7 protein-coding genes are annotated in these 18,630 nt (G+C 35.1%); 1 reads left to right on the forward strand and 6 read right to left on the reverse strand.

Annotated elements, in window-relative coordinates:
- The coding region (locus tag DFQ10_RS14280) for a PKD domain-containing protein (protein ID WP_115818119.1) at nucleotides 1-2,464 on the forward strand (2,464 nt) is incomplete at its 5' end.
- Nucleotides 2,465-2,685: 221 nt separating this feature from the next.
- Here DFQ10_RS14280 and DFQ10_RS14285 read toward each other — a convergent pair.
- The 6 genes from DFQ10_RS14285 to DFQ10_RS14310 form a co-directional block, all read right to left on the reverse strand.
- Nucleotides 2,686-3,048, reverse strand: a complete 363-nt coding sequence (locus tag DFQ10_RS14285) for a hypothetical protein (protein WP_115818120.1) — start codon at nucleotides 3,046-3,048, stop codon at nucleotides 2,686-2,688.
- Between the two features lie 73 nt (nucleotides 3,049-3,121).
- The gene (locus DFQ10_RS14290; protein ID WP_181897646.1) at nucleotides 3,122-4,246 is read right to left on the reverse strand and encodes a hypothetical protein; all 1,125 of its coding nucleotides are present in this window, start codon (nucleotides 4,244-4,246) and stop codon (nucleotides 3,122-3,124) included.
- 229 nt (nucleotides 4,247-4,475) lie between these two features.
- Nucleotides 4,476-5,681 (reverse strand): aspartyl protease family protein, encoded by a 1,206-nt coding sequence (locus tag DFQ10_RS14295; protein WP_181897647.1) that lies wholly within the window; start codon nucleotides 5,679-5,681, stop codon nucleotides 4,476-4,478.
- A 207-nt stretch (nucleotides 5,682-5,888) separates the two neighbouring features.
- The gene (locus DFQ10_RS14300; protein WP_115818122.1) at nucleotides 5,889-11,144 is read right to left on the reverse strand and encodes an immunoglobulin-like domain-containing protein; all 5,256 of its coding nucleotides are present in this window, start codon (nucleotides 11,142-11,144) and stop codon (nucleotides 5,889-5,891) included.
- 372 nt (nucleotides 11,145-11,516) lie between these two features.
- Nucleotides 11,517-12,521 carry a PorP/SprF family type IX secretion system membrane protein gene (locus tag DFQ10_RS14305; protein WP_115818239.1) on the reverse strand — a complete coding sequence of 335 codons (1,005 nt, stop codon included), beginning with the start codon at nucleotides 12,519-12,521 and terminating at the stop codon, nucleotides 11,517-11,519.
- A gap of 7 nt (nucleotides 12,522-12,528) precedes the next feature.
- Nucleotides 12,529-18,285, reverse strand: a complete 5,757-nt coding sequence (locus DFQ10_RS14310; RefSeq protein WP_115818123.1) for a PKD domain-containing protein — start codon at nucleotides 18,283-18,285, stop codon at nucleotides 12,529-12,531.
- Nucleotides 18,286-18,630: the final 345 nt, after the last annotated feature.

The following is an 18,630-nucleotide window of genomic DNA, read 5'->3' on the forward strand; positions in this document are numbered from 1 at the left end:
TTTCGATACGAAGTCTAACCCTAACTTATGTTGTATTGCCGTAAATGATCCTGTTTATTGTACTGCAAACTATTCTAGTTTTAAAGACCCAACAACTATATTTGGTTCTGATTGTGCTATGACATTAATACCAGATCCAAACTTTGAACAAGCACTAATAGACTTAAACATTGATAGCGATAACACTATAAATGGCAAGGTTTTAACTAGTGATATTGATTGGATATCTATATTAGATGTTAGTAACAAAAATATTTCGGACTTAACTGGTATTGAAGATTTTGCTAGTTTAATATTACTATCATGTGCTAATAACAATTTAACAAGTATAGACGTCAGCAATAATTCTCTCCAGGGTATTTATTGTGATTTCAATTCGCTATCAGTACTAGATTTATCTAATCAAAACGGTATAGAATATATTGATTGTAGTAACAATCAACTAACATCACTTCTTTTAGGGAATTCTGGAGAAGATGTTAGATTACGATGTAATAATAATATGCTTAGTACTTTAAATGTTACAGGTTACTATTTAATGGACGTATTAGAATGTTCTAATAACCAAATTCAAAGTTTAGACCTTTCCAATAATGTTGATATTACAAGAATAATAGCCAACAACAATAATTTATCAGAATTACTACTTTATAATAATAATTTTGATAATATGAGTATTGGCACTGTTGATTTCAATACCACATCTAACCCTAACCTATTTTGTATTGAAGTGGAAAATGCTGCTTGGAGTACAACCAATTGGATCAATGTAGATTCTCAAACTAGTTTTTCTGAGAATTGTACACTTGATGTAATTGCAGATAATGACCCAGATGAAAACATCAACTTAGCACTTTTAGAGGATGCTACTTTATCAGGTTCTGTTTCTAACGGTCGTGGTACACCACAGGCTATACTTTATGATCCATTAATAGAAGATTACAGCACAAGAACCAATTGGAATGAATATGGTGTTGGTTTCGGAGACAATTTAGGGCGTCCAGACGCAGATAATGGTTTTAAATGGCAAGTAGATTGGCCTACAACAAAGGCTATTAATTACGTAACGTTTGGTGGTGTTTATTACAACCAACCACAACCAAATGCCTTATGGAGAATTAGCTATCTTAACAATGACCAATGGATGACATTAGACGAAGGCCAAGGAGGCTGGGTAGATAGTGGTATATATGAATGGGATGGTACAGCTGCTCAAGCAATAACAGCAGATGCATTACGTGTGCAGATTTATAGCGATGGAGAAACCGATTTGGTAAGTATTCATCTTAGAGGTCGTGGTGGCATTTCAAATAGAATAAATGATAGTGGTACCGAAACCAAAGCTACACTTATTCAGTATCTGCCACCAGTTGGATCACCTATTGCAGATTTTAATGCTGTAACTAATGTTCTTAATGTAGATTTTGATGCGAGCAATTCTTCAGATAATAATACTATAGTTGATTACCAATGGAATTTTGGCGATGGTTATGCAACTAATTCTACTTCAGTTGTAACAACACATACATATTTGCAATCTGGAACTTACTTAGTAACATTAAAAATAATTGATAATGATGGATTAACAGATATTGTTTCTAAAACAGTAACTGTAAGTGATGGCACAGCAATTAATGAACCAGACGAAAATATTAATTTAGCACTTCTTGAAGATGCCAATTTATCTGGATCTGTAGGATCAGGTAGAGGAACACTAGAAGCTATTCTATATGATCCATCTATAGATGATTATTTTGTAAGAACAGATTATAATGAATACGGAGTTGGTTTTGGTGAGAATCTAGGTCGCCCAGAGGCAGACAATGGTTTCTTTTGGCAAGTAGATTGGTCAGTACCAAAATCTATTAATTACATTACGTTTGGAGGTACATACAACAACCAACCACAACCAAATGCGATGTGGAGAATAAGTTACCTCAATAATGAGGATTGGATAACGTTAGACGAAGGCCAAGGAGGCTGGATAGATAGTGGTATTTATGAATGGGATGGTACAGCATCACCAGCAATAACAGCAGAGGCATTACGTGTGCAGATCTATAGTGATGGTAACACAGACTTAAAAAGTATTCACCTTAGAGGTCGTGGAGGTCTTTCATATAGAATTAATGATACTAATACAGCAACAAAAGCAACACTTATTCAGTATTTGCCAGCTTCAACTAATGTTACAGTTCTTAGAAATGAGAAACCTGTAGATATTATGAAGTTATCTCCAAATCCTGCAACAAGTAATGTGACACTTAGCTTTACTGTTACAACCGAAGTCGAAGTTATTGAAGTTTCCGATTTAACAGGTCGCTTAGTAAGTCGCTTTAAAGGTGGTAAAATTGATAAAGAAGGAATACAGATTTCTGTTAAAGGCTTACCAATTGGTGTTTATAACGTTAAGGCAACCTCAACTACTGGAGAGATCTACCCAGTGAAATTGATTAAAATATAACATTACGTAAAACTAAGGATAATAAAACCTAATAAATGAGATATATTACTGTCTTATTTGTTAGGTTTTTTTTTATTAAGTTGTATTTTGAAGTTTAAACTTTAGTTCTATCATTTCAGTTTATATTATCTTAAAGCTTAACCTTTAAGATTCTAATTAAGTAAATTTTAATCATGATAAACTGATTTCTAATCTATAATCAAATCTAACAGAAAGCAACCTCAATTCACCAACTCTCTCTTTTGCGTCCCTATTCTATAGCAACGTTCTTCACCAAGATACAACGGATTGCCATGTTTCTCTGACCAAAAGCCATCTAATACATCTTTAGTGATGCATTTATACACCACAACTCCTTTATAAATAATGGCATCATTGCCTTTATAATTAAAATTAATCACCAAGATATTATCTTTAAAAAAACCTGTGCCTAATTGCTCTTGACTATTATTAATCAGCCAGGTTGCTTTAATTCTGTTGTTCTCATCTAGGGCTAATTCTAACATCCCTTTGTAAGCTATACCTTCCTCATCTTGATTGCTTCCTATGATGTTGTAGGTTCCTGGTAGTTGATCTATGGTCATTTTGTATTTTGTGTAGTTTGTTAGGATTTTAACAGATATGCCCTTATGTAGTTTACTGTACTAAAAATAGTATTTACTCTATTTCAGTTATACTAAAATCAGCAAATAACACCTCTTCATCTCTAAGGTCTTGCGCATTTATTAAACTCCTATAGATTCCCCATTTAGGTCTTACAAAACTGGCGTCTGCCCTCCAGTTTACAATTGAAGCATTTGAATAGGTAAATAAAACAGTACCGTCACTTACTTTTTTTATCTCAATGTCATAAGTTCCCGATGTGCCATATTTTATGGTTTCAGTAACTTCTAACCAAGTATCTATAAAATTAGCTAGATTAGCTTCTGCGATGTTAATTTGGGTATCCGTTTCAGCATATCGTAATTGCAATTTATCAGGACTCCCTTTCTTGGCAGATAACGTATACATTGGCATGCTTGCTAATGATCCACCTACTGACTTGAGTTGATGTAAATGTGTGAAATTTGTAGAGGATTGAAATCCTGCTTTTAATTTAAATTTCCATTTGTAAACCACTTTCTCATTCTCTATGCCTAATAAATTATCGGGTGATTGGTCATACGTTTTTATCTCATTTCGTTGTCTATCAAAATTGATACAGCGATCATTGTCTGGTGACGTATGAATGAAAAATCGAAAAACATTTGTATTCAATTCACTATCAAATAACTCATCGATATGATCACCAAATTCGGGATGATTACAGTCTGGCGCTTCTATAGGGTCGTAACCTGGAGCCAACACTGAGGTAATTAAGCCATAAGTATTTCCTGGTCCATCAGCACTTAGAACAACTCCTTGCGGAATTGGATTTTCTATGTTTTTTACAAGCGCAATAGTGACTGAATTATTAGTTGAGTTTGGATCGTTGTATACACTCTGATTTTCTATTTTAAAAGCTATTGTTGCAATCACTTGAGTTGTATCTGTATTGAAACTTAGCTGTTTTTCGGTTTCACTCTCTAAAGCCATTCCGTAATTATAACTTATTGCATTTTCTAATTTTTGCATTAAATCTGCCCCATCACCCCAAGAAATTAAGCTTTCTGATGATAAAATAGAAATGTCTGTTGTCACTGGCTCTATAGTTTCATCATTTTCATTGTCATTGCAACTACTTAAAATGATTACTAACATTAAAAAGCATACTCTTATACTATTTAAAGGGTGTCTTATCATATGCTATTCATTTTTAAAATTACGCGCAACCTGTTTATGCCCAATTAGTCGTGTGGTTGGCTACTAATTTAGCAAATAAATCACAGATGGTATATGTAGTAGTAATGTTTGCAAGTTGGCCAAGACCTAGCAAAATAATTAATATGAGTTTGGCAAATTGTTTTAATCCTTAATTAACGAAAAACTTAATTTGCTATTTATAGTATTAGCTATTTGGCTTTGATTTTTTTTAAAGTAATTCAGTTTTTATTAATTGAAACGTGAATTCTTTTCCTTCTCTCGTGACTGTAATAGAAACTGTGTCTGTTCCATTATCATAACCATCACGATAGAAACCACAATAGTCCTCTTCTGTAATGTTAGCATAACTTGTATCATCTATACGCACTATTTTATCCTCTTGCTTTAAAAATTGAGATGCACTCGACATTTCTACAATTCTATTTACGTAAATACCTTCATTTTCAAAAAGTGTAGAAAACCCATAACTTTTATAAGAATCGTTACCTGCTTTGGTAATTTCTATCAGTCTCAGCTTTTTCTTATTCCAGTTTAAGATGACTCTATAGTTTTTAAAGAATGCTAAACCTAAATTATTACCAGCTCCACTTTTTACCCTTGCATGTATATTATTAACCGTATGATTTCCAATTTTCAATTCATCAATATTTGTTTGGTAAAACGTTTTGTCCTGAGTACGTCCAAAGCCACCAAACGCTTTTTGAGTACCTCTTACATACCTTGTAATTAGATTGGCATCCCTTTGTTTTACAAAATAGTCTCCTCTTAATAGATTAGTTCCACCATTTCCAAAATCTACTGTATTATTTAGCACTTTCTGACCATTAATTTTTACTGTGACAGCTGGTATACCTGCTGTTCCTATATACATTTTAGAATCTATCGTTTCTGAAGGAATATCTAATTTACTTTCGTCATTAGCGATTGTAATTAACTGATTTTGAAAATCGAAATCCCAAACGGCTCTTCTCATTAAATTCGACCCAATAAATCCATCAATTTTAACACAACCTATTTCGGTTATTTTATTGAGATCAACGATACCAGCAATCGTATTTTTAAAATCAACATTTCCTATTTTAATATTACTAAGTCTTGTATATTCAGTTGAATTTGCAGTATCATTAATATCTTCTATGTCCTCTGCACCAAGCACTTTACTATTTAACTCCTCTGCAAATTCTTTTGTGATTAAGTTTGAAGACCCTGTATCTAAAATAAAATTATGAGCTTTACCTTGGATTTCTACTTCTAAAACAATCCAGCCACTAACATATGTAAAAGGAATGGTAGTTTTAAAGTTTTCTTGAAGCACATTACCTTGTTCTAATACTTTGTCAATTTTGGAACCTGCACAACTCATCAGCAATACTAGTAATGTAATAATTGAATAAAATAGTTGGTTTAATTTCATGATTAACGTTTTTTGATTGATCTTTAAATAGCATAAACAGTCGTTCATCCCTTCTTAATAATAGACGTTAATTTTTATGATATGGTTGCCTGAGTTGTTTTTTAATAATTCATATTTTAAAGCGAATTGACATAAAAAAACCTAACAAATAAGACAATAATACGTCTTACTTGTTAGGTTTTAACACTTTAAAGGTGCTTAATAGAATTATATTTTAATCAACTTCTTTTGATATAATTCACCTTTACTTGTACTAGCTTTAACGGTATAAACACCATTTGGTAAGCCTTGCACAGAAATTTGCTTGCCTTTTTTATCTATTTCACCTCCATTGAAACGTTTTACCATGCGTCCGGTTAAATCGTAAATCTCAATAGACTCAATCTCTGTCACCTCCTCAAAACTAAGCCATGCATATCCTGACGTAGGATTAGGCGAGAGCTTCATTAAATCAGACATGTTTTCTGGTCTTAATGGAACTTGTGGTGCCTCTGGTAAATACTGTATTAGTGTGGCTTTAGTTTCGGTACCACTATCATTTCTATAATTAGATATACCTCCACGACCTCTAAGATGAATACTTACCAAATCGGTTTCTCCATCGCTATACACTTGTACTCGTAATGCAGCAGCAGTTATTGTTGACTCATATCTGCCATCCCATTCGTAGATACCACTATCAATCCAGCCTCCTTGGCCTTCTTCTATAGTGATCCATTCGTCATTGTTTAAATAACTCACTCTCCACATCGCATTAGGTTGTGGTTGATTAGCATAAGTACCTCCAAAAGTAACATAGTTAATGGCTTTTGGTACTGTCCAATCTACTTGCCATACAAAACCATTATCTGCCTCTGGACGTCCTAAATTCTGCCCAAATGCTACACCATACTCATTCCAATCTGTTCTTATAAAATAATCATCTATAGACGGATCATATAAAATAGCTTGTGGTCTGCCACGGCCTTCAGATGTTGATCCTGTTACGGTTGCATCTTCCAAGAGTGCTAAGTTGATACTCTCATCTGGTTCATTTACTGCGGTACCATCACTTACCGTGACTTCCTTAGAAATTGTACCTACTAAACCATCGTTATCTGTAACTTGTAACGTTACTACATAAATCCCTGGAGATGCATAATTATGCACTACTATTGGTCCAGAATTAGAAGTATTACCATCACCAAAATTCCATTGGTAATTTACTATACTACCATCTTCTATAGTAGTACTACTATCAAAAGTAACATTAAGTGCATCTGTAGCAGCCGTAAAATTGGCTATTGGTGTACCTACAGGAGCCAAATACTGAATAAGTGTTGCCTTTGTAGCTGTATTACTATCATTTGTTCTATTAGAAATACCTCCACGGCCTCTAAGATGAATACTTACTAAATCGGTTTCTCCATCGCTATATACTTGTACACGTAATGCCTCTGCTGTTATTGCTGGTGATGCTGTACCATCCCATTCATAAATACCACTATCTATCCAGCCGCCTTGGCCTTCGTCTAACGTTATCCATTCCTCATTATTGAGGTAACTTATTCTCCACATCGCATTGGGTTGTGGCTGATTATAATACGCGCCACCAAAAGTAACATAATTAATCGCTTTTGGAGTAGACCAATCTACTTGCCATTTAAAACCATTATCTGCATCTGGACGCCCTAGATTCTCACCAAAACCAACTCCGTATTCATTGTAATCGGTTATTATATGGTAATCATTAATTAAAGGATCATAAAGTATAGCCTGTGGTGTACCACGACCGTTAGAAACAGAACCTGATAAAATAGCTTCATCTAAAAGTGCTAAGTTGCTGTTTTCATCTGGGTCGTTGTCTGTAATTGCACTTGGTGCATTTACATTCACTATTCTAATAACTTCAGTGGCAGCATTACCAGCAGCATCAGAAACATTATAAGTTACGGTATAATTACCTGCAGTGCTTGTATCTATTGCTGAGGCATCTATAATAATAGTATCCGTAAGATCTCCATCTACGTCATCTAGTGCTGTAGCGCCAAACTCTTCGTAAGTATCGCCTACATTGAGTTCTATAGGGTTATCGCCAAGTAAAGTGATTATTGGTGCTGTCTCATCAATTATATCAGGTCCACACTTATAAATTGAAAAAGTGATATCAGCATTAGCGTCGTGGTGATAAAAGGTACCATCATCGTTTAATTGAAAGGAAGCTCCATCAGGGTAAGGGTTTGCCCATGGTGTAGAATTTAATGCATATCCGCCATATCCATGATAATCATCATACGTTTCTGGAGTAAGTATAAAATAATAATTATCTCCTGGTATAAGACTTAAAGTGTTAGCAAATTGAAACTGCACTTCATAACCACTATTTGATTCCTCACTTGAAGCTTGTGCATAAATAGAAGAAGAAGCAATAACTGGATCTAGTCCATCCGTAGTTAATCCTTTATAAAGTTTTAAAGTGAATTTATAATCTGCTCTCAAATCGAAAAATGCTAAAGTAATGCCATCTATTTCGTTAACACCTATAGGTACAACAAAAGATTGACCAAAGCTCATACGTTCCCAAGGAACCGAGGCAATACCACCGGTCCAAACGTTATTTTCAATTTGAGGAATTCTATTTATACAAGGTTCAATAAATACTAATGTATCATTTACATTTACCATTCTAGTCACTTCTGTAGCTGCATTAGCAGCAGCATCAGATACATTATAGGTTACCATGTAATTACCTGCAGTACTTGTATCTACTGCTGAGGCATCTATAACAATAGTATCCGTAAGATCGCCATCTACGTCATCTAGTGCTGTAGCGCCAAACTCTTGGTAAGTATCGCCTACATTGAGTTCTATAGGGTTATCGCCAAGTAAAGTGATTATTGGTGCTGTTTCGTCTATTTCAACCATCAACACCTCAACATTATCGGATGCTGAACCTGTACAACCACTTGCGTTTGTAAAAGTATATGTTAGCGTATGCGTATCAACTCCTGCTACTGCTGGGTCAAAACTATAGGTAAGTCCATTACCATCATCCGTAACACCAGGTCCAGAATATATACCACCTGTTGGCAATCCGCCACCAAGACCTGTCTGTACTCCTGCATCTTCATCTAGGTCTGCTGGTGCTGTAAAAGTTACTGTTGGTGAAGGTGAAATTGCTATAGTTGCAGCTGCACTAGATACCGCAGTACAGTCATCAGATAAATTATCTGGGGTTGTATTGTCTGATTTCACAACTATTCTGTAGAAATAAGCGTCTGGTACGGTTGGTGTCACTGTTACAGTAGAGCCTGTTGCACCTACTATGTCTTGCCATGGCGTACTAAAATCTGATGGTAAGAATTGCCATTGAAAACTTAGGCTACCATTACCTGTAAACTCAGATTCTAATAGAAAACTATCCGTACTGCCTTCACAAACCTGTAAATAAGATTCTCCATTTACTGTAGTGGTTTGTATAGCTACTTCGCATATAGGAGTTTCATCTACATCTGTAACATTAATTGATAAATTCTGGAGGGTCTGTGCACCTTGAGAATCTGTGATTAGAACTCTTATATTATAGCCATTATTTCCACCATAATCCTGTGGGTTTTCAAAATCAGGAGCTACAGTAAAAGTAACCACGCCTGTATTAGCTTCAATATCAAACAAATTACGATCAATTCCATCAATAGTCGATATTGCATATGTTAAATCTAAGCCTGCAAGATCATCTTCCACATCTGTAGCATCAACATTATAAGCAAATGTTTGATTTTCTTCTACAGATACGGTAATATTATTTCCACCTACTGCCACTGGTGGTGTATTACTCGCAACCGCAAACACCTCAACATCATCTGATGCTGAACCTGTGCAGCTACTTGCATTTGTAAAAGTATATGTTAGTGTATGCGTATCAACTCCTGCTGCTGTTGGGTCGAAGCTATAAGTTAGGCCGTTACCATCGTCTGTGACACCAGAGCCACTATAAATACCACCTGTTGGTAATCCGCCACCAAGGTTTGTCTGTACTCCTGCATCTTCATCTAGGTCTGCTGGTGCTGTGAATGTTACCGTGGGATTTGGGTTCTCTACAGTTGTAACAGAACCTGTACCTATACATCCATTTTCATCAGTAACTGTAACTGTAAATGTTTCGGCTGTATTTACAGAAATGGTTTGCGTAGTTTCACCAGTTGACCAAAGGTAATTTGTATATGCTCCAGCGTCTAAAACGGTTGAGCTGCCTGTACAAAAATTAGTTGCACCGCTTATTGTGGGTGTTGGTAATGCATTTACCGTTATTTCCACATATGTTTGGTTACTATATGAGCTTGCACAACCATTATAAACATTTAGACTTGATAAAGCATATGTAGTGTCACTTGTTGGATTTACGTCTATACTCCAAGATCCATTTCCTGAGCTATCCACAAAAATATAATCAAAATTACCGTTAACATCTTCTGACGATATTGTTAGACTCCAACCCTCATCATCACCTGATTGAAGACCGATTAACGTTACAGTACCGCCTATTGTTGTACCGTTTCCGTTGCAAATATTACTACTACCAATAACCTCTAGTGTTGCTATTGAAGGATTAGAAACAGTAAAGGAAGGGGAAAAAGCACTTTCGCTATTGCCGTCGTAGGCTGTTGCTTGCACAACATCTCCTGGTGAAAAACTAGGGTTAAGAGGGGCAAGCCAATAATTTTCATTACTATTGTTAAGATTGTAAACCGTAGCTGTAGAAGCTATACTGCCATTTTTATATATTCTAATAATAGTGCCAACTGGATTAGATGTAAATCCATTTAAATATACACTACTAGCGCATATAGGACTATTAAGAATTGTTGGGACTTCTAGTGTGTTGCTCACAGCCATAATATCCACGTTAATATTATGGAACCCAAAATTATTTAAATCAGAAACTCCTGTTGGAGTAATTTTTACCTGAGAAATATCTAGAGCATTAACCGGATTAGAGGTCACCAAAGTTCCACTACCTACACCATAGGTAGTAGGATTAGAAATAACATCACCATCTTGATTTGTAACTGATATAGTGCCTTGTCCAAGTGTATCATAATCAATACTATTAAGACTGAAGTTTGTAGGGCTTCCATTCTTCGTAATAGATAACGTGTAAGGCGTCAATGGATCTATAGCACTTAAGTAAAATATAAGATCTCCTCCTCCAAGATGATCGAGCTCTTCATTACCGGAATGAAAAACAGTTAATACATAAGTATCGCCTCCACTAACAATCGTTTCTGTAATACTTGTACCATTATCAACAGCTGTATCAATCGTAAAATTCAAGTTTTGAGCATTACTTTGCCAACTAAAGGCAAGCATTACCAACAGTAAAAACTTTGTTATGCCGTTACGAGCGAGATGAATTGCATCTTTATCGAAAATTGAAAAAGAGAATTTCTTGTTTTGAAATTGGAATGTTGTTTTTGTTTTCATACTAAGATAATTGTTTTAGTTCAACAGAAAACACTTCTAAATACTGAAAATGCACAAAAGACCACACCAGTTTATGGTGCAGCCTAAATGCAATTTCTCTATGTAAATTGTGTTGTAATGTTGAGGGTTGATTAATTAATAGCTTGTTAAAATTAAGCATTAAAAATCAGTAAATCAGACCCTTATAATAAAAAATCGACGAATTGTATTAGAAATCGGTTTTGTAGGAATTGTTTTCTGTAAAAAGTAAATAAATGCGTTTAAATAAGGTCCAAAATACTCTTAAAAGCCACCAAAACACCCCTTAAAACACTGAAAACAAATGCTCTATTTTAAAATAAATGCTTAAACTAAAATTTACCGACTAATGCATTAACGCTTTCGATTGCGATTAGTAGGACAACTACGACAACGCGACATGTAGGTAAGCGAAAACTCGTACACTCCATTGGTATTCCCAATTTTTGAAATATTGGCATCATATGACAACCCGAATCTAAAATTGGTGTATTCTAATCCTAGAAATCCATTTAATGAGGTGACCAAATGGCTGTTATTATCATTACGGGCTGGATTTGTAGCTGCTGTAAGACCTAATAAAAATTGATTCACCTGAAACAAAGTACCAACATCTAAACGGTTATACTGACCTTGTTGCATGTAGTTCACTGTCATCATTATATTATAATCTATCATAAACGGAAAACGATAATTACCATGTATAGAATAAAAGATGTCTAAGGGTACATTTTCATCTCTTAGGAACGAAATATTTGGTCGGTTTAAGTGTTTTGCCGAAATCCCAAACCAGTATGTGGTACCGTTGTAGCCCTGTTTCTCGAAAACAAAACCAGAAGACACATCGAAAAAGAATACATTTTCTGTATTACCACTAAATGGATCTACAGAGACAGAAGCAATTTCTCCTGTATTAATATTAATTTGATCGGCAAGCGTTAAACTTTTAAACCCAATATCTTTAAATCCAAAACCAACTTCTATCGCTGGTCTAAAATACCAACCACCATTAAGATTTACACGATGCATATAATTTACATTCGCTTGATAATAATTATAATTGCTAAACGATTCATTTTGCCATAATGCACTAAACCCTATTCCTGAACCTGAGGCATTTTTGTTTTCGTAAGATTTATTGATATAAAAATATTGTGTTCGCACTTTTAAACCTAAGTTAGGCCATTGCGTTCTGCTTAGCAGACCTGCACTAATTCTGTCATTATCCTCAAAACCAGAAAATCCTGGATTTATGGTTTCTTGTATATAGTTAGACTGTGTAAATATTGGGTCTTGAGCATTAGAATTAAAACCTAATAAAACCGCTATAATGATTGTAATTTGTGTTCTTAGTGTCATTCTGGTTTTATTTGATAAATATAAAAGCTCCTTGTTTTTTAATCTCATTTCCGTAGAAGGTCTTAGCTGTAAACGTGTAATAATAATTACCATTTTCGGCTTCTTCATCTTTTACTTTTCCGTCCCAACCTCTAATAGCATCTCCTGTTTCATTATAAATTAGACTTCCCCAAGTATCGTAAACATTCATTTCTAAACTATTAAGTCCAATAAAAACAGGACCGAAGAAATCATTAATGCCATCGTCGTTTGGTGTAAAAGCATCTGGCATTACCAATTTGTAGCCTTCTTCAATGATTAGAGTAATTGTTTTTTGGTACACACAACCATAAGGATAAGTAACCGTTTGTATTACCACATAACTGCCTGGAGTAAAATACGTGTGAACAGGGTTTTCTTCCCCTGAAAAACTACCATCTCCAAAGTCCCAGAGAATGGTTTCGTATTGTCCTGTAGCTGTATTTATAAATTCAATAGGATCTTGAATAGCATAAAGGCCGTAGTTTAAAAAGCCGTAAGACGTGGTATCAAAACCTGCATCTCCTAAGACCGTTAATTCTACATTAAATGTGTAATTAATTGAACAACCGAAACTGTCCGTGACTTCTAAAATGACTAATCCATTTTCGTCTGTAGTCATCAATTCATTATTAGGACCACTAACAGTGCCATCAGACCAATTGTATTGAAATGGAGGTACTCCTCCACTTGCCACAGCTACAAAAGTTTGATCTATAGTTTTGGTATCGCAATTGACCTCAACTTGTTCTTCAACATTTAAAACCAATGGCTCAAAACGTGTGACCTCCCAACTGCCATCTACCATACAACCATTAGCATCCGTAACCGTAGCTGTATATGTATTTGGTGGTACGTCACTTAAATCTTCTGTAATTGCACCATTAGACCAAGCTACATCAAAAGGAGGTGTTCCTCCTTGTATAAGCAAATTAACAGCTCCGCTATTGGTATCTTCACAATCTAAAGCATTAACAATTGTCGCAGAAAGCTCTAATGGTAAAATATTAAATATGGTAAAGCTCTCTTGAATAACACAAGGTATACCATCCGTAATGGTTACCGTATATGTACCAGGACCTAAATTATTACGCTCTGTACCAGCTGTAGCATCATCATCCCAAACCAAATTGATAGGGTCAATGCCACCGACAAAATTCAGCGTTATGCTTGCGTCATTTTCACCAGCACAAGTCATTTGTGTGATTTCAGGATCTATTAAAAAAACAGGTGGTTCATCTAAAACCACAGGAAACTGACGTTCGCAATTTTCCGCATCTGTTATGGTTATTGTATATGTTCCTCCAGATAAATTGGTTTGACTATTTCCGGTGCCTAAATTACTCCAAGCGATTGTGTAAGGAGCTACTCCACCCGAAATAGAATTAATTGTTATAGAACCATCATTATCTCCATAACACACTATTTGTGTGACACTGAGATCTATTTCAATTTGGTCATTTTGAAGAATTTCTACTTCTAAAGTTTCCACACAACCAGAATTATCTGTAACCGTGAGGTTGTAAATTCCTGCAAATAATGTATCTATGTTCTGATTTGTACTCGAAAAACCATCTGGTCCAGACCAGTTATAACTATAATCTGTACGACCACCAATAACGTTTACCGAAATTGCGCCTGTAGCATCACCAAAACATAAGACATCTGTTTTAGCATCTAATGTTACTTCTAATTCATCTGGTTCTTCTACGCTAAAACTAAGTGCTATTGGTCCACAAGAATTAAAATCTGTAACAGAAATAACATAATCTCCTGGCCCAAGATTAGATATATCCTCGTCTGTAGAAAATGGATTTCCATCTAAAGTCCAAGTGTAAGCATAAGGTGGCGTACCGCCTGAAACATCTATTCCTATTTCACCATCATTTGCAGCGAAGCATGAAATGGTTTCTACATCGAAATCTACCGTACTAAAAACCAATTCATCTGGCTCAGTAATTGTTATAATTTCTGTGTACGGACAACCACCATCATCTTGAATATCTAAAGTATATGTACCAGCTTCAAGATTAAAAATATCTTCGTCTGTGCTTGAAAAACCGTTGAGTCCTGTCCAAGTGATGTTATAGGCATTGCCTGTTGTAAAAGGCACACCTCCAACTATGGCAATTTCTATGGCTGCTGTATTAACTTGAAAACATAAATTGTGAGTGACTGTGGATGTTACGGAAATTGAAGGATTAACTGTAACCACGACTTCAAAATCCATACCTGGACAATTTCCTGAAACTGGTGTTACAGTATATGTTACTGTAGCAGGAGTTAATGTTGCGTTTTCTAATAATTGAGATACCGTTGCTATTGGCACCAATTGCTCAGTTGCTCCTGTAATACTTCCTGCAGGACTAACCACTGGAGTCGTCCATGTGTATAATGTATTTAATGGCACAATATCACCCGTATTGGTTGTGTCTGGAATAAATTCAAATGTGTTACCACTACAAATTAATATAGCTGCATCATCTATAATTGGTGTTTCATTGACTATGATTTCTGCCGTGTTAGATATTATCTCTGTACAACCACCAGAACTAAACGTGATTATGGCATAATAATACGTTGTTCCTATTGACGTTACATCAGGATTATATGTCGCTGAATTTGCGCCTGTAATAGCTGTTCCTGTTGTGGTATCATCTACAGGGTTTAAATACCACTGATATGTTGCTGTTCCTGTTCCATTAGTATAAGCTACAGTTAATGCAGACGTGGTTTCACCCAAACATAATTCATCTGAAATAGGTTGAGTACTAAACTGTGCTCCAGCACTAATTTCAACCTCAGCTATAGCACTTGTAACTTCACAGCCTGAAACATCTTGAGTTACTATACAGTAATAATAAAGCGTCCCAACAGCAGTTGTTGGAGCTGTATAAATGCTGGAGGTTGCTCCTGCTATTAATGTCCCAGAAGTCGTATTGTTTACCGTATTTACATACCATTGGTAAGATAAACTTCCTAAGCCTCCAGAAACAATAACTTCTAAATCTTGAACAGGAGAATTTTGACATAAACTTTGAAAACCAAATGGTTCTGTAGTTACCACAGGATCGGTAACCACCTCAATTTCTGAAATATCACTTATGAGCATTGAACAACCATTAGATACAAATGAGACTTCAACATAATAATAAAACGTCCCAACCGTATTGAACACTGGAGGTGTATAATTTGAAGCTGTTGCACCAGAAATTAATGCGCCACCAGTATTACTATTTGTACTATTACTAAACCATTGATAGGTCGCAATACCTGAACCTCCAGAAATAACCACTGACAGTTCTTCTGAAGTACCTCCAACACATATAGACTGAGTTACCAAAGGTTGCGTGTCTATTTGTGGAGCATTAGCGACTTCAATTTCTGCAGTGTCGGAAATAATTTCGTTACAGCCACCAGAAGAAAACGTAATAATAACGTAATAATAAGTAATGCCTACTGTATCTGTTGGCGGAGAAAATGTTGCTGATGTAGCGCCTGCAATAGCAGTACCTGATGTGGTATTATTAGCTGTATTTTCATACCATTGGTAAACAGGAGTGCCTATGCCTTGGTATGCAACGGATAAATCTGCGGTTGTACCATTTTGGCATACTCCATTAGATATCGGCTGCACCGTAACTAATGGTGCAGGTTCTACAGTAATCACAAAATCTAAAGTCGCTCCTTCACAACCATCAATATCTGGTGTCACAGTATATTCTAAGTTAATTGGATTGGTTGTTGTATTGATTATGGTTTGTACCGGAATTGTATTAGACGTTCCACTTGGTATATAACCTGTAAGTCCTGCAGGACTATTAGAAACCCAATTGAATGTTGTACTCGCATCATCTGAGGTTAAATTAATAGCAGCAGTTGATGCACCAGAACATATAGTTTGTAAAGTATCTGTATTAGTAATTGTAGGAGATTCGTTAATAGAGAACATTTCTGTTTCTGTGGTTGTTCCACAACTATTAGTCACACTAAATGTAATGGTATAATCCCCTACCGTTGTATAAGTTATAGTCCCAGGATCTAACTGATCTGAAGTTGCTGGTGTACCTCCTGGAAACAGCCAACTATAGATTATAGTGTCTGATGCTGGTGCACAAGTATCAACAACAGCCACAGGAATAAAAGTCAATGAACCACAGGCATCTTCAATTGGATCTAAGGTTGCAGTTGGTGGTTGTTTGACTTCAATAAATTGAGAGGTTATAAAATCTCCACAAGAATTTGTAGCAGTCATCACTAGCTCATACGTTCCTGCTGTATCAAATTGAAACGATGGATTTTTAGAATTTTCATCTGTGCCATTTGTAAAACTCCAAGATTCTGAAGTGCCACAAAATTCAGAAGTATAAATAACTTCCCATGCATATGTTGGAATAATACAACTCACAGATTCATCAGTAGAATTTGTTACCGTTACAGCTAATGGTGAACAACCTTCATCAACATCTGTAGTAAAAACAGGATTCAATGGAGCTTCAATGCAAATTTCTTGGGTAATAGGCGCTGTTATACCACAATAATTCTCAGCATATAACGAAATCGTAAAAGTGCCAAACGTGGTATAAGAATGCACAGGTTCAAAATCCGTATAGGTTGTACCATCTCCCATATCCCAATACCAATTGGCATTTGTTGTACAATTAATATTGAAACCGCCTATAGACGTATTAGTAATTGGTACATTTACATTAATACAAGCACTCTCTTCTATTTCAAAACTAACTTCAGGTTTTTTATAAACCGTAATAGGACCTGCTGTTAAATTAGATGTTCCACAAGATGTAATAATATCTAAAAGAATTGTATAACTAGAATTTGGACAGTTAGATTCGGTATAAGTATGCGGAATAGGAAAATTGTCAGATGCAGCCGGATTAGCACTGTTGTAATATGTTGAAGCTTCTAAGTCTCCTTGAGTTAGAATAAACGTTGTGCCATCACCAAAATCAATATCATATAATGTATCAGGAGGATTCTCTCCCCAATTACTGATTTTAAACTCTAATGGACTTACAGGTAAGCATAAATCTACAGTGCCTCCAGGTGTTACTATACCACCAGTAGGATTGCTAGAATTACTAACTAGATACGATTTATTTGTAACACAACCGTTAGTACCTGTCGCGCTAATTACCATATTAAATGAGCCCAAAGTTAAATAGGTATGTGCAATAGGAAACGTTATATCACTTTCTGAATTTCCGTCACCCCAATTTATCGAATATGATGTCACACAACTATCTGAAACCGAATCATTCTCAACCGTAATACTATATTCTATTGTAGTAGCATTACAATTTTCAAAAGGAGTTCCAAAATTAGCGTCTGGGTCAATAAAATTAATATTTGGTCTTTGCTTAACCGTTATCGATTGAGAGGTGGTACTAGCCTCTCCATTATCGTCTGTTACTGTAAGGGTAACATTAAAGTTTTGTGTGCCACATCCAAGTGCAATAAAGGAATGATTAGGATTAGCTTGCGTCGAAGTGCCACCATCACCAAAATTCCAAGCATAATCAAAAGGACCGTTACCCGTTACTGTAGAAGTAAAGGATACACTTTGACCAGAACATACATTATTATTGTTAAAAACAAAACTGACAGTTGGAGGAGCTACATCGTAAGCTCCAACTCTCTTATTATCACTAGTGTTATTCAGAGCAATTGCTGAACTAACGATAATAAAAAAAATTAGAAAAAAATTAATATACTTTTTATTCTTCATACCTCAATAATTAATTTATTATCATTTCTGAATGACTACTTTGAAACAGAATAAATTTTAATAACTATTATATTATTGAGCATAGAACTATAGCAAAGACCAATGCTTAAAAGCAAGTAATCTTATTTTCCCCCATAAATATGTAATAGCTAATTACTTAAAGGTTTTCAAAGTAGTTAAATTCATTTTAATCCTAACTTAAAAATTTTAACTTTTCGATAAGATTAAACTTTTAATCTTTGAACAACACAATACAAATAAAAATAGAAGTATAATTCTAAATTACATATTTTCAATTAGTTAATAAAACAATTATAACTTGTTAATTTATGCAATCACAAATAG

The organism is Winogradskyella eximia, from assembly GCF_003386165.1.
Classification (GTDB): domain Bacteria; phylum Bacteroidota; class Bacteroidia; order Flavobacteriales; family Flavobacteriaceae; genus Winogradskyella; species Winogradskyella eximia.

Bases quoted from the DNA above. Each gene is read 5' to 3' on its own strand.
- DFQ10_RS14295 (WP_181897647.1), bottom strand. From the start codon at position 5,681: ATGAAATTAAACCAACTATTTTATTCAATTATTACATTACTAGTATTG.
- DFQ10_RS14285 (WP_115818120.1), bottom strand. From the start codon at position 3,048: ATGACCATAGATCAACTACCAGGAACCTACAACATCATAGGAAGCAAT.
- DFQ10_RS14290 (WP_181897646.1), bottom strand. From the start codon at position 4,246: ATGATAAGACACCCTTTAAATAGTATAAGAGTATGCTTTTTAATGTTA.
- DFQ10_RS14310 (WP_115818123.1), bottom strand. From the start codon at position 18,285: ATGAAGAATAAAAAGTATATTAATTTTTTTCTAATTTTTTTTATTATC.
- DFQ10_RS14300 (WP_115818122.1), bottom strand. From the start codon at position 11,144: ATGAAAACAAAAACAACATTCCAATTTCAAAACAAGAAATTCTCTTTT.
- DFQ10_RS14305 (WP_115818239.1), bottom strand. From the start codon at position 12,521: ATGACACTAAGAACACAAATTACAATCATTATAGCGGTTTTATTAGGT.